The 19,021-nt window shown below is 38.6% G+C and carries 16 protein-coding genes; 13 read left to right on the top strand and 3 right to left on the bottom strand.

All coding sequences use genetic code 11. The features are described from left to right. Positions 1 to 36 precede the first annotated feature (36 nt). From H5120_RS09370 to hflX, 3 genes are all read left to right on the top strand, one after another. Positions 37 to 510: a DUF1456 family protein gene (locus H5120_RS09370; protein WP_002960721.1), complete on the top strand. Its 474-nt coding sequence runs from the start codon at positions 37 to 39 to the stop codon at positions 508 to 510. A 372-nt stretch (positions 511 to 882) separates the two neighbouring features. Beyond that, positions 883 to 2,235, top strand: coding sequence for an NADP-specific glutamate dehydrogenase (gdhA, locus tag H5120_RS09365; protein WP_182674176.1), 1,353 nt, complete (start codon positions 883 to 885; stop codon positions 2,233 to 2,235). 199 nt (positions 2,236 to 2,434) lie between these two features. Then, positions 2,435 to 3,784 (top strand): GTPase HflX, encoded by a 1,350-nt coding sequence (hflX, locus tag H5120_RS09360; RefSeq protein WP_182674175.1) that lies wholly within the window; start codon positions 2,435 to 2,437, stop codon positions 3,782 to 3,784. Positions 3,785 to 3,936: 152 nt separating this feature from the next. Here hflX and H5120_RS09355 read toward each other — a convergent pair whose 3' ends face one another. Further along, positions 3,937 to 5,670, bottom strand: coding sequence for an AMP-binding protein (locus H5120_RS09355; protein WP_182674174.1), 1,734 nt, complete (start codon positions 5,668 to 5,670; stop codon positions 3,937 to 3,939). 185 nt (positions 5,671 to 5,855) lie between these two features. Then, entirely contained in the window at positions 5,856 to 6,302 is a 447-nt protein-coding gene (locus H5120_RS09350; RefSeq protein ID WP_002960715.1) for a DUF3010 family protein, read from the bottom strand. Between the two features lie 354 nt (positions 6,303 to 6,656). Between H5120_RS09350 and thrS the strand changes: the two genes are divergently transcribed. The 10 genes from thrS (at position 6,657) to H5120_RS09300 (ending at position 17,270) form a co-directional block, all read left to right on the top strand. Continuing rightward, positions 6,657 to 8,567, top strand: a complete 1,911-nt coding sequence (gene thrS, locus H5120_RS09345) for a threonine--tRNA ligase (RefSeq protein WP_024606251.1) — start codon at positions 6,657 to 6,659, stop codon at positions 8,565 to 8,567. A 59-nt stretch (positions 8,568 to 8,626) separates the two neighbouring features. Next, positions 8,627 to 9,187, top strand: coding sequence for a translation initiation factor IF-3 (gene infC / locus H5120_RS09340; protein WP_002960714.1), 561 nt, complete (start codon positions 8,627 to 8,629; stop codon positions 9,185 to 9,187). A gap of 211 nt (positions 9,188 to 9,398) precedes the next feature. Continuing rightward, the gene (gene rpmI / locus H5120_RS09335) at positions 9,399 to 9,599 is read left to right on the top strand and encodes a 50S ribosomal protein L35 (protein ID WP_002960713.1); all 201 of its coding nucleotides are present in this window, start codon (positions 9,399 to 9,401) and stop codon (positions 9,597 to 9,599) included. A 15-nt stretch (positions 9,600 to 9,614) separates the two neighbouring features. Then, positions 9,615 to 9,974, top strand: coding sequence for a 50S ribosomal protein L20 (gene rplT, locus H5120_RS09330; RefSeq protein ID WP_002960711.1), 360 nt, complete (start codon positions 9,615 to 9,617; stop codon positions 9,972 to 9,974). 441 nt (positions 9,975 to 10,415) lie between these two features. Then, a complete protein-coding gene (locus H5120_RS09325) occupies positions 10,416 to 12,233 on the top strand; it encodes a M14 family metallopeptidase (RefSeq protein ID WP_182674173.1) in 1,818 nt (605 codons plus the stop codon). A 1-nt stretch (position 12,234) separates the two neighbouring features. Then, the gene (locus H5120_RS09320) at positions 12,235 to 12,876 is read left to right on the top strand and encodes an MBL fold metallo-hydrolase (protein ID WP_182674172.1); all 642 of its coding nucleotides are present in this window, start codon (positions 12,235 to 12,237) and stop codon (positions 12,874 to 12,876) included. A 106-nt stretch (positions 12,877 to 12,982) separates the two neighbouring features. Then, positions 12,983 to 13,441 carry an Lrp/AsnC family transcriptional regulator gene (locus H5120_RS09315; protein WP_002960703.1) on the top strand — a complete coding sequence of 153 codons (459 nt, stop codon included), beginning with the start codon at positions 12,983 to 12,985 and terminating at the stop codon, positions 13,439 to 13,441. Positions 13,442 to 13,570: 129 nt separating this feature from the next. Next, complete coding sequence (locus H5120_RS09310) at positions 13,571 to 15,127, top strand: SulP family inorganic anion transporter (RefSeq protein ID WP_182674171.1); 1,557 nt, start codon at positions 13,571 to 13,573, stop codon at positions 15,125 to 15,127. Positions 15,128 to 15,376: 249 nt separating this feature from the next. Continuing rightward, positions 15,377 to 16,453: a sensor histidine kinase gene (locus tag H5120_RS09305; RefSeq protein ID WP_024596641.1), complete on the top strand. Its 1,077-nt coding sequence runs from the start codon at positions 15,377 to 15,379 to the stop codon at positions 16,451 to 16,453. Then, positions 16,446 to 17,270: a LytTR family DNA-binding domain-containing protein gene (locus H5120_RS09300; protein ID WP_039489820.1), complete on the top strand. Its 825-nt coding sequence runs from the start codon at positions 16,446 to 16,448 to the stop codon at positions 17,268 to 17,270. The genes H5120_RS09305 and H5120_RS09300 overlap by 8 nt, the downstream gene beginning before the upstream one ends. Positions 17,271 to 17,334: 64 nt before the next feature. On the opposite strand, the gene pyk is transcribed toward H5120_RS09300, so the two are convergent. Beyond that, positions 17,335 to 18,771: a pyruvate kinase gene (pyk, locus tag H5120_RS09295; protein ID WP_039489818.1), complete on the bottom strand. Its 1,437-nt coding sequence runs from the start codon at positions 18,769 to 18,771 to the stop codon at positions 17,335 to 17,337. Between the last annotated feature and the right edge of the window lie 250 nt (positions 18,772 to 19,021).

Below are 19,021 nucleotides of genomic sequence, written 5' to 3'. Positions count from 1 at the left end.
ACTGCTTGGTTGCTATACCTCACTTTGGGATTTACTTTGACTAATAACGATATTTTACGCCGCATTCGCTACACTTTTAACTTAACTGATACTGCTATGGTCAATGTTTTTGCATCAGCAGAGCATACGGTCACCAAAGAGCAAGTAATTGCATGGTTAACTAAAGAAGGTGAAGAGGCTTTTACCCCAATAAGTGATACTGAGTTTGCTAGCTTTTTAAATGGGTTTATTAATACCCAACGTGGCAAACGCGAAGGTGAGCAACCAGAGCCTGAGAAAAAGCTAAACAACAATATTATCTTTATGAAGCTACGTATTGCTTTAAATATGAAAGCAGAAGATGTTATAGCAACACTTGCACTTGTTGATTTTGATTTAAGTAAGCATGAGTTAAGCGCATTTTCTCGTAAAGTAGATAACAAACATTACCGTGTTTGTAACGATCAAATATTACGCTTGTTTTTAACTGGCGTACAAAAGCAGCACCGTCCAGAAGAGTCTGCTGAGTAACTGGTTTTAGCTAATTAGCTTTTAGTTAGTGGGTTTTTTGCGAGCGCAATGCAGTATAAAACCCATTAATTGTTATATTTTCAAACAAACCCATACCTAACCTAATACTTCTAAAACTCCCTTTGAAAATATAAAAATTCGCTTGGCACTGTTCTAATTTTAAATCTGTGAATTTAAATTCATCTTTAATAAATAAAAATCAAACTTCCAATCAAAAATAATTCACGCAGCACGCGTTAAATATCTCAATTTTTCATGCTAAGGTAATAGTTAATTATATTAAATTAAGACCTTAAAGCATGAATCATAAACTTGATCACGTTTACTTTAACATCTGATAAATACTTTTATTATTAACACGGAAGAATAATTATGAATTATATCCATAGCACAATCGCACAATTAAAAAATAGCAGTCCTGCACAATGCGAGTTTTATCAAGCTGTTGAAGAAGTACTTGAATCACTCGAACCTATCTTAGAAAACTCAGAACAATACAAAAAAAATGCCATTATACAACGCTTAGTTGAGCCTGAACGCCAAATTATGTTTAGAGTTCCTTGGGTTGATGATGAAGGCAATATTCAGGTCAATAAAGGCTACAGAATTGAGTTTAACTCTGCACTTGGCCCCTATAAAGGAGGCTTACGTTTTCACCCAAGTGTGAATGCCAGCATCATTAAATTTTTAGGGTTTGAGCAAATATTTAAAAATGCTTTAACAGGCTTACCAATCGGTGGTGGTAAAGGCGGGGCAAACTTTGATCCAAAAGGTCGCTCAGATGCTGAAATAATGCGTTTCTGCCAATCATTTATGAGCGAGCTCTATCGCCATATTGGCCCTACAACCGACGTACCCGCTGGAGACATTGGAGTAGGGGCAAGAGAAATAGGTTACTTGTTTGGCCAATATAAACGTTTAACTGGTCGCTATGAAGGGGTATTAACAGGTAAAAGCTTGTTATGGGGCGGATCGCTAGTACGCAAAGAAGCCACGGGATACGGCGCTGTTTATTTTGCTGACTACATGCTGCAAGCGCGCGGCGATAGCCTACAAGGTAAGCGCTGCTTGGTCTCGGGCGCAGGTAATGTTGCTATTTATGCCATGGAAAAGCTTTATCAAATGGGGGCAACACCAGTAAGTTGCAGCGACTCTCGTGGCACTGTGTATCATGAGTCGGGTATAGATTTAAATCTTATTAAATGTTTAAAAGAGCAATCGCGTGATTGCTTGAGCGTATATAAACAAACTCACCCCGATGCTATTTATATTCCTGTAAATGACTACCCTAAAGATGGGCATGCTGTTTGGCGCTTTAATGCTGCCGCTGCTTTTCCGTGCGCCACACAAAATGAATTAACACAGGCGGATGCAAGCGCTTTATTATCCGGCGGTTGTTTATTAGTAAGTGAAGGCGCAAACATGCCTTCAACAAAAGAGGCTATTGATTGCTTTATTGCTGCAAAAATTGCGTATGGACCAGGTAAAGCGGCCAATGCCGGCGGCGTTGCGACAAGCCAATTAGAAATGGCACAAAATGCGAGTATGCAAAGTTGGACCTTTGAAGAAGTTGATGAAAAGCTAAAACAAATTATGAAAAATATATTTGTGACCGCCAACGATACCGCTACAGAACTTGGTGAGCCTGGAAATCTTTTATTAGGCGCTAACATTGCAGGCTTTAGGCGCGTCGCCGATGCAATGATTGAGCAGGGCGTCGTTTAATATTAAAGCTGAACAATAAGGCTTTACTATAATGTGATTTTAAAACTAGCCATAAAATTGAGTATATTATGGTTAGTTTTAAATATTAACGCCATTAGTGAACTATAACCCTATAAAGCTGAGCCATAACAGCGTAGGATCAAGTTACTTTCGAATGAAAATTAGGTTTGCACTTTAGGTGCATTAACATATAAAAATTATGCAACTAACTGCAAAACCATCACTTCCTAATGCGTTACTTATTTCTATTAGCACACCACAATTTAAAGGCGACGAAGCAACAGAGTCGCTTGCAGAGCTTGCTCGTTTGGTGACTACGTTAGGATTTAAAGTAGTAGGTACGCAATCGCAAAAGCAAAGCTCAACTCAAAAAGTTAATGTACTGGGCTCAGGTAAACTAGCTGAAATAGCACACCTTACCGGTAATAAAGGGATGGTTGAAAACGAGCAAGAAGATGATTTACTCGATGAAGACCCTTTAACCGAAATATCCTCAGAAATTCCATCAAACGATTTAGATTTTGCATGTGCTGATGTAGTGGTATTTGACTGCGATTTAACGCCTTCTCAACTACGTAATGTTGAGAACCAGCTAGGTGTAGAAGTATTTGACCGCACCGGTATTATCATTGAAATATTTAGTCGTCATGCGCGTACTAAAACTGCAAAATTACAAGTTGAAATAGCTCGCCTTAATTATGTAGCGCCACGACTGCGTGAAACATCAACAGGTGATAAAGAACGCCAAATGGGTAAAGGTGCGGGTGAAACCACACTTGAGCTTAATCGCCGTAAGGTGCGCGATCAGTTAGCAGAATTAAAGCGCGAACTTGTTAGTGTTCAAGATGTAATGATGGACAGACGTACTCAGCGCTCTGAGCTATTCTCAGTGGCTTTAATTGGTTATACCAATGCGGGCAAGTCATCAATGATGCGCGCAATTACAGGTAGTGATGTAGAAGGCGAAAACAAACTTTTTGCAACGCTAGATACTACTGTTCGCGCGCTGTATCCGATTACCCAGCCTCGTATATTGGTTTCAGATACGGTTGGTTTTATTAAAAAATTACCTCATGATTTGGTTGCTTCATTTCATTCAACGCTCGCTGAGGCACATGATGCGTCGTTATTGTTGTATGTTGTAGATGCTTCAGATCCTTCTTTTCGCTCACAACTTGAAGTAGTACATAAAGTACTGGCAGAAGTTGGGGTAGAAGGTAGCAAAAAACTATTAGTATTGAATAAGTCAGACCAATTAAGTACTGAGCAGCAGCAGTCGCTAATGGATGAATTTCCTGATGCGATGATGACCTCTACACGTAATCCAGATGATATTAGTAAATTGCACAAATACATTATTGACATTGCTCAAGAGGACATGATTGAAGAAGAGATTGTTATACCGTACACAGCCAAAGGTATTGTGGGCGAAATCCGATCGAGTATGAGTGTTGTTAAAGAAGAATATGAATACAGCCACATTAAATTAACAGTGCGCTCGAGTGCGATTGATTTAGAACGTTTAAAAAAGAGAATGCTGAATTTATAATAAATTCAGTACAATTCAGTACATAAAAAGCACAGCCAATTGGCTGTGCTTTTTAGTATTAGTCCTAACATACGTAAATTTAACGCTGCTAGCTCTGAACATAGCTCTGAGATAAATTCCCTATCCAGAGCCTCAGTTACTTAAAGACGAAACTAGGAAAAAGCGTTGTCGCTTAGCTCTTCTTGCATTTGCTCGCGCATTTTAAATTTTTGCAGTTTACCTGTTACTGTCATTGGGTAGTTTTCTACAAAACGGATATGTCGTGGCATTTTAAAGTAGGCTAGTTTGTCTTTTAAAAAGTCACGAATTGCTTGCTCATTAAGTACAGCATCTTCTTTTGGTTGGATCCAAGCGCACACTTCTTCGCCATACTTTTCATCGGTTATACCAAATATGGCAGCATCTTGAATGCCCGGGTAGGTGTAAAGTACTTCCTCTATTTCTCGAGGGTAAATGTTTTCGCCGCCGCGAATAATCATATCTTTTATACGCCCAACAATCGTGACAAACCCTTCTGTATCCATGACACCTAAATCGCCAGAGTGCAGCCACCCTTCGTCATCTATTGTGGCTTTTGTTTTAGCTTCGTCATTCCAATAGCAGCGCATTATGCCTGCACCTTTACTACACACTTCGCCAGGTTGACCAATTTTTTGAATGTTACCCAGCTCGTCAATTATTTTAACCTCGGTATGGGCAAGGGCGCGGCCAACTGTCGTTACTTGCCGCTCTATTGAAGAGTCTGTTTCGGTAATGTTGTTTATGGGGCTGCACTCCGTTTGCCCGTAAGCAATCAGTACTTGATGCATGTTCATTTGTGTTTGTACTTTGCGCATTACTTGCTCTGGGCATGTAGAGCCTGCCATTACACCCGTGCGTAAAGTACTTAAGTCATAATCGTTAAAATTACTTAGCTCAAGCTCACTAATAAACATAGTAGGTACACCGTGCAGCGCTGTACATCCTTCTTGTTGAACTACATCTAGTGTGATTTTTGCATCGAACGAATCACTTGGGTAAATGGCTGCTGCACCTTTACTAACACACAATAAGCTACCCAATACCATTGCAAAGCAATGATATAACGGGATAGGGATACATAACTTGTCATCGCTCGTAAAGTGCATAGATTCGGCGACGAATAGCGCATTATTTAAAATATTTTTATGCGTGAGCGTTGCGCCTTTTGGGTTGCCTGTTGTGCCTGATGTAAATTGTATATTGATGTCTTGCTCAGCATTTAAGTTTACACCTATTGCTTTTAATTCAAGCTCATGAGCAGCTGTTGGCAAGTTAACAACATCTTTAAAAGAGTGCATACCAGGAGATGCTTCATCGCCAATGCGGATTATATTTTTAAGAGTGGGCAGTGCTTTTAAATTAAGTGTGTCTTTATCGCAAGTTGCAAGTTCTGGCGCTAAACAATTAAGCATTTCTAAGTAATCACTGCCTTTAAAATTTGATGCTGTGATCAGAGTAGAGCATTCAACACTATTTAAAGCATATTGTAATTCGTTAGGACGATAGGCCGGGTTGATGCACACCATTATTGCGCCAATTTTTGCCGTTGCAAATTGGGTTAAGCACCACTCAATATTATTAGGAGACCAAATGCCAACACGCTCGCCTGGTTTCACGCCAAGTGCCAGCAACCCCATAGCAAGTTGATTAACTTCTTTTTGAAATTCTTTATACGTTAAGCGAATACCCTGGTGATGAACTACAACAGCTAACGCCTTTGGGTTTTTGTCGACAATAAAGTCAAAGTACTCGCCTATAGTTGAATTTGTTAAAGGTGTGCTTTGTATACCTTTAAAGTAGCTTTGAGATAACGGCAAGTGATTTATTTGCTCTACTTCTTTTACCGCAATAGTGTGTGTGTGCATTGCTCTCTCCATGAAAATGTGTGTGAGTTATGTAAACTACAAAGTTAAAATAAACACATATTGTCGACAAAGAGAAGTGCAGTTAGACTAATGTATTATTAGATTAATAAAAGCTAATACTACTTTTTAGACACAAAAAAACGCGTCTTACAATGTAAGTACGCGTTTTTAAACGAGTAATGAGTTTACATTTCGTCGCTGCGGTATGTTTTTTTCATGATGTAAACGTAAGCGTTTACAAAAGCATTTTCTTGGTACTTTTTAAGGCCTGTTTCTTCAAAATCAATAGGGATGGGGTTGCGTTTTAACTGCTCTTTAACTTCAGTTGTAGTAAATAAACGTACATCTAAGTTGTCGATTAATTGAATTGCAGTTTCCATTTTAAAGCCTTTTGCACTGCCAGCAAATTTACCTTTAGGCTGACGCTCACGAATTGCAACAGAATCAATTTGGTAATCTTGCATTAGTTTTGCAAAATCGAATTGAAATTTACGCATTACTTCAGTGTCGTTACCGTTACCTAAGGTAAAGCGTGTTTGGCGCACATCGCGAATATCAAATACGTCATTATCTTTACTTAAAATACAAAGTAGTACATCACTACCGGTAATTTCTACACCACATGTTCTCATGTCTATTCTCTAAAATAACTTAATTACGCAGTATTATACGCAACGCACATTAAAATGCGAGTGTGGGTATAGTTGTAGGCGCGTAATTAATGCATTGATGCTTTTATATTTTAATAAAATGATTTTTTTGCTTTAAAAACTAAATTTTGTGGATAAAACGGGTAGATTTCACCCCTTTAAACTTGTAATTAAATGCGCGGCACGCGACAATATATCTTTGTAGTTGAATAGACTCCTCATCTACATATATTAGTCAATGCTTATTCGTAAAAGCGTTGTCGAGTCATTCTCATTTAATTTATTAAAAATACACGTGATACATTGTAGGTGTCACCACTGTAGCAAGGATTTATAATGCCAGTTATTACTCTTCCAGACGGAAGTCAACGTAGTTTTGAAAACCCTGTAAGCACGCTTGATGTTGCAAACGACATTGGTCCTGGTTTAGCTAAAGCGACCATTGCGGGCCGTGTAAATGGCGACCGTGTTGATGCATGTGATAAAATTTGTGAAGATTCTCGTCTTGAGATCATTACCGCTAAAGACGATGACGGCCTTGAAATCATTCGTCACTCTTGTGCTCACTTAATTGGTCATGCCGTTAAGCAACTTTTCCCAGACGCAAAAATGGCAATTGGTCCTACCATTGATAACGGTTTTTACTACGATATCGATATGGAACACTCATTATCACAAGATGATCTTGAAGCAATTGAAAAGCGTATGCTGCAACTTGCAAAAACCAACTACGACGTAGTGAAAAAAACAGTAAGCTGGCAAGAAGCACGCGATACATTTGAAGCGCGTGGCGAAACATACAAAATAGAAATTTTGGACGAAAACATCGCTAAAGATGACCGCCCAGGGTTATATCATCACGAAGAATATGTAGACATGTGTCGTGGACCTCACGTTCCTAACATGAAATTTTGCCAAAACTTCAAAATAATGAAAGTGGCGGGTGCATATTGGCGTGGTGATTCAGAAAACAAAATGCTACAACGCATTTACGGCACCGCGTGGGGCGATAAAAAGCAACTTAAAGCGTATTTAAAGCGCCTTGAAGAAGCTGAAAAACGCGATCACCGTCGTATTGGTAAAGCGCTTGATTTATGGCATTGGCAAGAAGAAGCACCAGGCATGGTATTTTGGCACAACGATGGTTGGAGCATTTACCGCGAGCTTGAAGAATTTGTACGTGAAAAATTACGCGAATATGAGTACGAAGAAGTAAAAGGTCCAATGATGATGGACCGCTCGCTTTGGGAAAAATCAGGTCACTGGGAAAAATATTCAGAAGCAATGTTTACCACTGAGTCTGAAAAACGTGAATACGCAATTAAACCAATGAACTGCCCTGGTCACGTGCAAATCTTTAACCAAGGTTTAAAATCGTACCGTGATTTACCACTTCGTATGGCTGAATTTGGTTGTTGTCACCGTAATGAACCATCAGGTGCACTACACGGTTTAATGCGTGTACGTGGCTTTACACAAGATGATGCTCACATTTTCTGTACTGAAGAGCAGATAATGGACGAAGTGTCAGCGTGTATTAAGATGGTTTATGATACATATGAAACATTCGGATTTGAGAAGATTGTAGTTAAGCTATCTACTCGCCCAGAACAACGCATTGGTGAAGACCATATGTGGGATAAAGCAGAGCTTGCTTTAGCTGATGCACTTAAGCTAAATGATATTGAATTTGATTATCTTCCGGGCGAAGGCGCGTTTTACGGTCCGAAGATTGAATTTACTTTGTACGATTGTTTAGACAGAGCGTGGCAGTGTGGTACAGTGCAATTAGACTTTGCATTACCGGGTCGTTTAGGCGCTACTTATGTAGCAGAAAATAACGAGCGTCGTACACCTGTAATGATACATCGTGCTATTTTAGGTTCTATTGAACGCTTTATTGGCATTTTAACTGAAGAGTACGCTGGTTTATTCCCGACGTGGCTTGCACCAAAGCAAGTGGTAATTATGAATATTACCGATAAACAGGCTCCTTATGTTAAAGAAGTTGTACAAAAATTAAATAAACTTGGAATTAGAGCCGCTGCTGACTTGAGAAATGAGAAGATTGGCTTTAAAATCCGTGAGCATACACTGAAGCGTATTCCATACTTGCTTGTTGTTGGCGATAAAGAAGTTGAACAACAAGAAGTAGCAGTGCGTACTCGCACAGGTGAAGACCTTGGCAAATTTAATGTTGATGATTTTGTAGCTAAAATTAGTGAAGAAATTAAAAATCGACAGTAAAAATCGAGCGTGTAAGGCATTAACAAACAGCCATTTACACGCTTATATTATTGATATTCTTGGAGGAACGTACTATTAGAGGCGGCAAGAAAGGGCAACAAACAGCTCAAAAAAATCGTATTAACGAAGAAATTACAGCGCAAGAAGTTCGTTTAATTGACATTGAAGGCGAACAAGCTGGAATTCAGTCATTACAAGACGCGCAAACTATGGCCGATGCAGCGGGTGTTGATCTTGTTGAGATCAGTCCAAACGCTGAGCCGCCTGTTTGTAGAATCATGGATTACGGTAAGTTCATCTTTGAAAAAAGCAAAGAACTAAAAGAGCAGAAGAAGAAGCAAAAGCAAATCCAGATAAAAGAAATCAAATTCCGTCCTGGTACGGATGAAGGTGATTATCAGGTTAAGCTTCGCAACTTACGTAAGTTCTTAGAAGCTGGTGATAAAGCTAAGATTACTATCCGCTTCCGTGGTCGTGAAATGGCTCACCAAGAAATTGGTATAGAATTATTAAACCGTATCAAAGCCGATTTAGAAGAGCTTGCAGTAGTTGAGTCTTTCCCAAATCGTGTTGAAGGCCGCCAAATGGTTATGATGATGGCGCCTGTTGCTAAAAAATAATTTTTAAGCGATAATACGCACCGAAATTAGCTCAGGTCTGCAAGCAATATGCGAATATTCACCTGAGTTAACCGGTCTTAAAGCAAGATTGCGGCATTTATGTTGGGTCTTCACCGGAACATGGCAGTAAGTTAGGCCTAAAAGTGGAGCTATAGAAATATATCTCACGCCTGCTTACTAATTTAAAAGCAATACAATTGGAGTTATTGCAATGGCTTATAAGCTAAAAAGTCACAGTGGCGCTGCTAAGCGTTTCAAAAAGACTGCTTCTGGCGGTTTCAAGCGTAAACAAGCGCATCTTCGTCATATTCTGACTAAGAAAACTTCTAAGCGTAAGTTACACCTACGTCCTAAGATGATGGTTCATAAAAATGACCATGGTCTAGTTTCACGTATGTTACCGTTCGCTTAATAGGGGTTTTTAGAAATGGCAAGAGTTAAACGCGGCGTTGTCGCACGTGCACGTCACAAAAAAGTTTTAAAACAAGCAAAAGGTTACTACGGAGCACGTTCACGTGTTTACCGCGTAGCTTTCCAGGCTGTTACTAAAGCGGGTCAATACGCTTACCGTGACCGTCGTGCGAAGAAACGTACTTTCCGTCAATTATGGATTGCACGTATCAATGCTGCTTCACGTCAAAATGGTCTGTCTTACAGCCGTTTTATCAATGGTCTTAAAAAGACTTCTGTAGAAATCGATCGTAAGATCCTTGCAGATATCGCTGTTTACGACCAAGTTGCATTCGCAGCGCTTGTAGAAAAAGCAAAAGAAGGCCTAGCCGCTTAAGCTTTTTTATATAAGTATTAAAAAGGAGCCTATGGCTCCTTTTTTTGTGCCTGTAATTTAGTAACTTAAACCAATGAGTAATACCAATTCGCTTAATTAAAGGATCTATTTTGAGAGCGTAAAAACGTATTGATAGCTAGGCAAAAAATTCGCTATTTAGTTGTTCTCGGCAATTGCTCCTGCATTGCTCTACCTTCTGCATCCATGCAGTCGTAAATGAGAGTTTTTTAACGCAGGTAGCGACATGTTTAGCCCCGCAAAATGATTAAGTATTATTGCACATTGGTATAATACTTAATAAGGTTATAAAGCCTAAAAACACAGGCCTTAATGAGTGAAATGTATTTGGCTGCATTTTTTTGTTGAATCACCGCAGTTTCCTCATTATAAAAAATTTAGTTGATATAATTTATATAATTAAGGCGTTTGTTAGAGAATTTTATGTTTGCAAGTTTACTCATTTTATCTGCAAGTGTGGCGTATGACGCACACTTACCTCCACTCATTGAGTGGCAGGGGAAAAGCGTAGAGCTTTTACAAAAACAAGGGCCGTTAACTACTGACTTTGAGTTATCTGCAGGTGAAGCGTCGCCCGATTATGCAAATACAATGGCATTTGTAGATAGGTTAGTTGCTGCAAACCCTACTCAGTTTCAATCTCAAACCATAGGCTATAGTAATAGTAAGCGTGCAATAAAAATGCTAATTGCCAGTGAGCAAGGTTTTTTTGAAGCAAGGCAAATGGCTAATAGCACTAAGCCAACTATTTTTATCCAGGCAGGAATACATTCTGGGGAAATAGACGGTAAAGATGCCATGTTCATGTTACTCAGAGATATAGCGACGGGTAAGCGCCGTGACATTTTAAAAAAGGTAAACATATTATTTATTCCTATTTTAAATGTAGATGGCCACGAACGTAGCAGTGCATTCAATCGCATTAATCAACGGGGCCCTGCAAAAATGGGCTTTAGAACAAATGCTAATAACCTTAATTTAAATCGTGATTTTACTAAATTAGATACCCCAGAAGTTAGAAGTGTTTTAAAGGTTATTAACGACTACAACCCAAATTTATACATTGATGTACACGTTACCGACGGCGCAGATTACCAATACGATGTGACTTATGGTTACAATCCGGTATTTTCGAGCGAATCGCCTGCGGTATCAGATACATTAAACCAGTTTTTTAAACCTCTCATTGACGATACGCTAGCGAAGCAAGGACACATCCCAGGACCACTTGTTTTTGTTATGGACAAGCGCGACTTTAAAAAAGGGTTAGCGGGCTGGGTTGCTACGCCACGTTTTTCAAATGGTTGGGGGGATTTAAAGTCATTGCCGACTATTTTAGTCGAAAATCATTCATTGAAGCCTTACAAGCAACGTGTATTGGGAACTTATGTATTTTTAGATGGTGCTATTACTGCGCTATCAAAGCACAGTCATGAATTAGCTAATGCAGTAAAAAAAGAACAAGAATTTGTTCCTAAACAGTTAATAGTAAAGCGTGGCTATGCCAAGCAAGCTGATACGATTGCGCAGTTTAAAGGTATTGAATATTCATCAAGCATGAATTCACTTTCGGGTCAAAATGAAGTGAAGTATTTGGGTAAAGCACATACATATACTGACTTACCTATTTATTGGCAAAAAGATGTACAACATACAGTTGAAGTACCTAAAGCTTTTTTTATTCCGCCTGTATATAGCAACATTATTGAGAAACTAAAGTTACATGGTGTCTCTATTAATAAACTTGAAGGGGCAAACACACAGCCTTTGAAAGTTGCAAAGGTGGCAGACTACACGTTTGATAAAGCACCATTTGAAGGGCGTTTTAGAGTATCAGCAACTTTTGATTACGTCCCTGCTATAAATGTAGATTTAGATGGTTGGTATCAAGTCAATACTCAACAAAAAGCAGGTGAATTAGCAGTTCATTTATTGCACCCGGAAGCCCCTGATTCATTTTTTGCGTGGGGTGAATTTAATACTATTTTTCAGCGTACCGAGTACATGGAAAACTATGCGCTAATTCCGTATGCACGCCAAATGCTAAAAGATAACCCAAAGCTTGCGCTTAAGTTTGATGAAAAACTTAAAGATAAATCATTCGCGAGTGACGCAGAAGCACGATTAAACTGGTTATATGAGCAAAGTCCATTTTATGATCAAGCGTACTTAAAGTATCCAATACTTATGTCATTCGAAGAAGAAGTTGTTATTCCAGATCAAAAAAGTAAAGAAATTTAATATGGAAATCATTACTATACCTGTCACTGCCTTTGCACAAAACAGCCGTATTATTTGGTGTAGCGAAACTAAACACGCTGTGGTTATCGACCCAGGTGGCGACATTGATAAAATAATAACGGTCCTTAATGAGCATAAACTAGCGTTAAGTGCTATTTGGTTAACGCACGGGCATTTAGATCATGTGGGTGGGGCTGATATTTTACGAAATCAATTTAACGTACAAATTATTGGTCCACAAAAAGATGAGTACTTTTGGTTTGAAAACTTACCTATGCAAGCACAGATGTTTGGATTTAAACCCATTGAACCGTTTTATCCGGATATTTGGCTAAACCATAACGACACAGTGAGCGTAGGAAAACTTAGCTTTTTAGTTAAACATTGCCCGGGGCATACACCCGGTCATATAGTGTTTTACCAACCAGACTATGAGTGCGTTATTGTCGGTGACGTTATTTTTAAAGGCTCAGTAGGGCGTACTGACTTCCCTAAGGGGAACAGTGAACAACTTATTGAGTCGATTAACGCGCATATTTTAACCTTACCTGATAATACTAAAATATTGGCAGGACATGGTAGCGACACTACGGTGGGATTTGAAAAGAAAACAAATCCTTTTGTGAGTGGTAAGTTTGGTTAAGTTGCTTATTTTAAGTTTACAAACTGCATAAACATTAAAAATAAGCAGACTGAGTTTTAAAATGGTTGTATAATTTAACCAGTTTATTTGATAAATAAGAAATAAAATGTCTCTAAATCACGTAGATCGCCAAATATTGGCACTTTTACAACAAGATGCTAGTTTATCAACCGCAGAAATTGCAGATAAAGTAGGCTTGTCTCAATCTCCATGCTGGCGTCGAATCGCTAAGCTAGAGCAAGATGGTTATATAAAAAGCAAAGTGGCTCTTTTAGATGAGAAAAAACTTGGCTTTGATATGCTTGTATATGCACATGTGCGTTTATCAAATCACGGTAAAAAGAATCTTGCTGAGTTTGAAAAGCTGATCATGAGCTACGACGAGGTAACAGAGTGTTACACTATGGCTGGTACCATGGACTTTATGCTACGCATAATTTCACAAGGCATAGAAGGGTATGAGCATTTTGTGCGTGATAATTTACTAAGTTTAGAATACGTCCAAGAAGTACATTCTAATGTAACAATGACATGTGTAAAACGCAGTACTTCCCTTCCTTTGTAAAAGCACTTCTTTTAAAAGCTAAACCATTTTTAGTTTAGCTTAACCACATAATGACAATTGTTAACTGAGCGCTAATTTGGTAGAATTTAGCGCTTTTTTTGATACCCATTACATCATTTGAGGACCTCAATGTTTAACTTACTCAGTAGGGCGCCTAGCTCTGCTAAAAACGATATTCTATCTGGATTAACTGTGGCGTTAGCCTTAGTGCCAGAAGCAGTTGCGTTTGCCTTTGTTGCAAATGTAGAACCTTTGGTTGGTCTATATGCCGCGTTTATCGTTGGTTTAATTACGGCTATTTTTGGTGGTCGCCCTGGTATGATTTCAGGTGCAACCGGTGCACTAGCTGTTGTCATGGTAAGTTTAGTGCTTGATCACGGTGTTGAGTATCTATTTGCAACAGTGTTGCTGATGGGAATACTGCAAATTCTCGCGGGTGTATTTAAGCTCGGTAAGTTTATCCGTATGGTTCCTCATCCGGTAATGCTTGGTTTTGTAAACGGGTTAGCAATTGTTATATTTTTAGCTCAGCTAGGGCAGTTTAAAGTGCCAGACGGTATGGGCGGACAAGAATGGATGACAGGAAATCCATTATTTATCATGCTTGGCTTAGTTGCATTAACCATGGCAATAATCCACTTTTTGCCAAAATTGACTACAGCAGTGCCTTCATCTCTAGTTGCTATTGTAACTGTAACTGGATTAGTGATTGGGTTTGATTTAGAAGCGCATACAGTATTAGATTTCTTAAAAGGAATGACAGGCGACGAAACAGCAACAATCGCTGGCGGCTTACCTGAATTTCATATTCCTATGGTACCGTTTACTTTCGAAACGCTACAAATTATTTTTCCTTATGCACTTGTTTTAGCGGCTATTGGTTTAATTGAATCATTATTAACGCTTAGCTTAATTGATGAGATTACAGAAACCCGTGGTCATAGTAATAAAGAATGTATTGGTCAAGGTGCTGCAAATATTACCTGCGGTATGTTTGGTGCAATGGGTGGTTGTGCAATGATTGGTCAATCAATGATCAATATAAATTCAGGTGGTCGCTCTCGTTTATCAGGTATAAGCGCTGCACTTATGCTACTTGGTTTTATTATTTTTGCCTCTAGCTTAATTGAAATGATCCCATTAGCTGCACTTGTTGGTGTTATGTTTATGGTAGTACTTGGTACATTTGAATGGGCAAGCTTTAAAATGATGAAGCGCGTACCATTATCTGATGCATTTGTAATTGTTCTTGTGTCGGGCGTGACGGTTATTACTGATTTAGCGATTGCTGTATGTGTGGGTGTTATTGTATCGGCTCTAGTATTTGCTTGGCAGCATGCGAAGCAGATATATACAACTAACTACATTGATCAGGAAGGCGCTAAGGTGTACGAACTACATGGTCCGTTATTCTTTGGCTCTGTTAAAAACTTTTCTGAGTTATTCGATGTGAAAAATGATCCTAAAAATGTGATTGTTGAATTTAAACACAGCCGCGTATCTGACCACAGTGCAATAGAAGCAATTGATACACTTGCTGACAAATACACAAAAGCAGGTAAACAACTTCATTTACGTCACTTAAGTAAAGACTGTACGCAGTTGCTTCATAAAGCACGAGATTTAGTTGAAGTGAATGTGATTGAAGATCCAACCTACAAAGTAGCATCAGATAAACTAGCTTAATTTACACAAAGCTATTGATATTTAAAAAGCGGAAGGTGGATAACCTTTCGCTTTTTTAGTGTCTCGACTATTTGTTTGCGGTAAGACTCTTAAAAAGCAAGGCAAGCTGTAGTGCTATGCAAACTCATAAATCTATATAATAAGGCAATCTAATTTTGTGAAAATTAGCCCTACATTGGTAAAAATAATAAAAATAACAAACGCCTATTTTATGGAATTAGTTTTAACCATACGGAGTAAACATCTATTTTGAATTGGCAATCTTTAGTCGATAACAGGCAACGTTTTTTTTGGCTTTTGCAAATCGCGGGCTGGATTGGTTACGCGTTAGTAAATTATATCGGCTCTAAAGTATTTGAAATGCGTGATATATACGTATTTGTTATTTTATTGAATGCTTACGCTGGTTGTTTGATGACAGTGCCGCTTAGGTATATTTATCGTAAAATTTGGAATGCCTCGCCTTGGGTATTAATGATTGTAGTATTTGGTGCCTCTTATATAACGGGCACTCTATGGGCTGTCGTTCAAAAATTCAATCTATGGGAAATATACCGCCATGGTTATAGACCAGAGGAGTGGTTTTATTACCTGCAGCAAGGTTTAGATTCGGTTTATATTATTTTATGTTGGAGTGGTTTGTACTTTGGCGTTAAATATTATCAGTTATTACAAAGTGAGCGACAAAAAGCGTTAAAGGCCACAACGATGGCACACGAAGCGCAACTAAAAATGCTAAGGTATCAGTTAAATCCCCATTTTTTATTCAATACACTTAACGCTATTTCTACTTTAATTTTGGTTAAAGAAAACAAAGATGCTAACTTAATGGTAGCAAGGTTAAGTGACTTTTTACGTTACACACTTAATACCGATCCAATTAAAAAAGTACCGCTTGAGCAAGAGCTACATGCTCTCATGCTTTACTTAGAAATAGAGCGCGTCCGTTTTGATGAGCGATTGAAAGTAAATGTAGATATTAGCGAGCAAGCAAAAGAGGCTTTAGTACCGAGCTTAATTTTGCAACCAATTATAGAAAACGCGATTAAATATGCCATTGCCCATCTGACAGAAGGTGGTGTAATTGATATTAAAGCACAAGTATTTGCGAATGAATTATTACTAGAAGTGGGTGACAACGGTCCAGGCACTGAAATACTTGATGGCCAATTAGTTAACGCTCAAGGTGTAGGTGTTGCTAACACCAAAGATAGATTAAAAACGTTGTATGAAAATAATTATTCGTTTGTATTATCACATAATACGCCAAGTGGATTAAAAGTTAATCTGCGAGTACCTTTTGAGAAGGCTGTGAAAAATGACTAAAATAAAAACACTCATTGTTGATGATGAACCGTTAGCGCGAAAAGGTTTAGCGGTAAGACTTGAAGAATATTCTGATATTGAAGTAATTAAATTATGTAGTTCAGGCGCTGATGCAATTGAAATGTGCCAAAGAGAGAAAATCGATTTGGTTTTTTTAGATATTCAGATGCCAGGTATGAATGGCTTTGAGGTGGCAAGAGCGCTCAGCGAAAGTACAAAAGTATTACCTGCAATTGTATTTGTAACTGCTTTTGATCAGTTTGCTGTAAAAGCATTTGAAATTCATGCTCTCGATTACATTTTAAAACCCGTTGATGATAACAGATTAAAACAGGCGGTAGAAAAAGTGCATACTTATTTAAAAACGCAGCAAGACAACGCCCATAAGAAAAAACTAGCGAGTTTTGTAGCCGGTATTACTGGTAATAATTGCGAAGAAATATTAAAAAAATTAGCGACTGGCGATACCTTAACAGATAGACGTTACCCAGAATCGCTTGCAGTAAAAGAGCAGGGTGAAATTATACGGGTACCTGTAGCGACTATCCAATGGGTTGATGCTGCAGGTGACTATATGTGTTTACACTGTGAAGATGGACAAACGCATATACTTCGTAAAACAATGAAAGAGCTTGAGCAAGAGCTAGACCCTCAGTTATTTGTGCGTGTACACCGCAGTGCAATAGTAAATACAAAACAAATTAGTAAGCTGGTCACTCAAGTAAGTGGCGAGTATTTATTAGTACTTGAAAACGGACAAGAATTAAAAGTGAGCCGTAGCTACCGAGATAAGGTTAAAGCGGCATTAGCAAGTTAAAGCCAACGCTTTTATTACAGGCACAAAAAATGCGAGCTAAGCTCGCATTTTTTATATTTAGTAATTATGCAACAGTTACAATTTTCATAGTGTTAGTTGCGCCCACAGTTTCCATTGAGTCACCGTGAGTAATAATTACTGTATCGCCAGACTGTAAAGAACCTTGAGAAACTAAAGTATCAAGTGCCGCTTTTACCATACCGTCTTTTTCAGTTTTTGTAGAATCAAAAAATACTGGGTAAACACCACGATAAAGTGCTGTTTGACCTAATGTACTCGCATGGCGTGAAAGCGAGTAGATTGGTAAGCCAGAGCTGATACGTGACATTAATTTAGCCGTGCTACCAGATTCAGTAAGCGTGATGATAGCTTTAACAGAATCTAAGTGATTAGCTGCATACATAGCAGAAAGTGCGATAGATTCTGCATTGTTAGAAAAACGACTATCTAAACGATGCTTAGAAACATGCGTTTCTTTTTGAGATTCAGCACCTAAACAAACACGTGCCATAGTTGCAACAGTTTCTTCAGGGTAATCACCTGCAGCTGTTTCAGCTGAAAGCATTACAGCATCTGTTCCATCAAGAACAGCATTTGCAACATCCATAACTTCTGCACGTGTAGGCATAGGGTTATCGATCATCGATTCCATCATTTGTGTTGCTGTAACTACAGTACGGTTTAATGAACGAGCACGACGAATAATTAGTTTTTGCTTGCCCATAAGAGCTGCATCACCAATTTCAACACCTAAATCACCACGAGCAACCATTACAGCGTCAGACGCTAGAATGATGTCATCAACAGCTTCTTGTGTTTCAACGGCTTCAGCACGTTCAATTTTTGCAAGTAGTTGTGCTTTTGAACCAGCAGCTTCAGCAAGTGAGCGTACGTAGCGCATATCGTCGCCACTACGTGGGAATGATACGGCAATGTAATCTACGTCAATTTCAGCGGCAGTTATTAAATCTTCTTTATCTTTTTCAGTAAATGCTGGAGCAGTTAAGCCACCACCTAAACGGTTAATACCTTTATTGTTAGATAAAACACCGCCAACAGTTACAGTACAATGTACTAAGTGGCCAGCTACTTCATCAACACTTAGTTGAATAAGGCCGTCATTTAGGAGCAGTAAGTCGTTAGGGCTAACATCGTTAGGTAGTTCTTTATAATCAATACCTACAGAGTTAACATCGCCTTCGCCTTTTTCCATTTTTGCATCAAGAGTGAACTTTGCACCCACAGCAAGCGTTACTTTACCTTCTTTAAAAGTAGAAACGCGGATTTTAGGGCCTTGAAGGTCAGCGAGGATAGCAATATGCTTGCCTAATTTTTTTGCAATATCGCGTACAGCTTGCGCACGGTCTTTATGATCTTGGGCAACACCATGTGAGAAGTTTAAACGTACTACATTAGCCCCAGCGATAATAATTTTTTCTAAGTTGTTATCTCTATCGGTAGCAGGTCCAAGGGTAGCGACTATTTTCGTGCGTCTTAGCATCAATTTCTCCTGTTTGCTTGGTGAAAGCATGTTGACGTTATTTTGTTGAATTAAAACATCTATATTAGATTAAAATATTTTAATTATGTGCAAACTTCAAAGGTTTGCCACTATTTTATACAAAACTATTGTGTCATCATTATGACACCGGTGTCAGAATGCGTCAATGATCTTAATTTCAATTAGCGTTGCTTTTAGTCACCCCGAGAGCATTGATGTTTGATATAATTACGTAGCTTATTTATCTGTA

This window comes from Pseudoalteromonas sp. SR43-2 (assembly GCF_014163885.1).
In the GTDB taxonomy this organism is placed as follows: domain Bacteria; phylum Pseudomonadota; class Gammaproteobacteria; order Enterobacterales; family Alteromonadaceae; genus Pseudoalteromonas; species Pseudoalteromonas distincta.
This window is presented reverse-complemented; position numbering and strand designations above follow the sequence as displayed.

Coding starts and splice junctions, on each gene's coding strand:
- H5120_RS09315 (WP_002960703.1), top strand. CDS start 12,983: ATGTCTCTAAATCACGTAGATCGCCAAATATTGGCACTTTTACAACAA.
- hflX (WP_182674175.1), top strand. CDS start 2,435: ATGCAACTAACTGCAAAACCATCACTTCCTAATGCGTTACTTATTTCT.
- H5120_RS09325 (WP_182674173.1), top strand. CDS start 10,416: ATGTTTGCAAGTTTACTCATTTTATCTGCAAGTGTGGCGTATGACGCA.
- rpmI (WP_002960713.1), top strand. CDS start 9,399: ATGGCTTATAAGCTAAAAAGTCACAGTGGCGCTGCTAAGCGTTTCAAA.
- H5120_RS09300 (WP_039489820.1), top strand. CDS start 16,446: ATGACTAAAATAAAAACACTCATTGTTGATGATGAACCGTTAGCGCGA.
- gdhA (WP_182674176.1), top strand. CDS start 883: ATGAATTATATCCATAGCACAATCGCACAATTAAAAAATAGCAGTCCT.
- thrS (WP_024606251.1), top strand. CDS start 6,657: ATGCCAGTTATTACTCTTCCAGACGGAAGTCAACGTAGTTTTGAAAAC.
- pyk (WP_039489818.1), bottom strand. CDS start 18,771: ATGCTAAGACGCACGAAAATAGTCGCTACCCTTGGACCTGCTACCGAT.
- H5120_RS09320 (WP_182674172.1), top strand. CDS start 12,235: ATGGAAATCATTACTATACCTGTCACTGCCTTTGCACAAAACAGCCGT.
- H5120_RS09355 (WP_182674174.1), bottom strand. CDS start 5,670: ATGCACACACACACTATTGCGGTAAAAGAAGTAGAGCAAATAAATCAC.
- H5120_RS09350 (WP_002960715.1), bottom strand. CDS start 6,302: ATGAGAACATGTGGTGTAGAAATTACCGGTAGTGATGTACTACTTTGT.
- H5120_RS09310 (WP_182674171.1), top strand. CDS start 13,571: ATGTTTAACTTACTCAGTAGGGCGCCTAGCTCTGCTAAAAACGATATT.
- rplT (WP_002960711.1), top strand. CDS start 9,615: ATGGCAAGAGTTAAACGCGGCGTTGTCGCACGTGCACGTCACAAAAAA.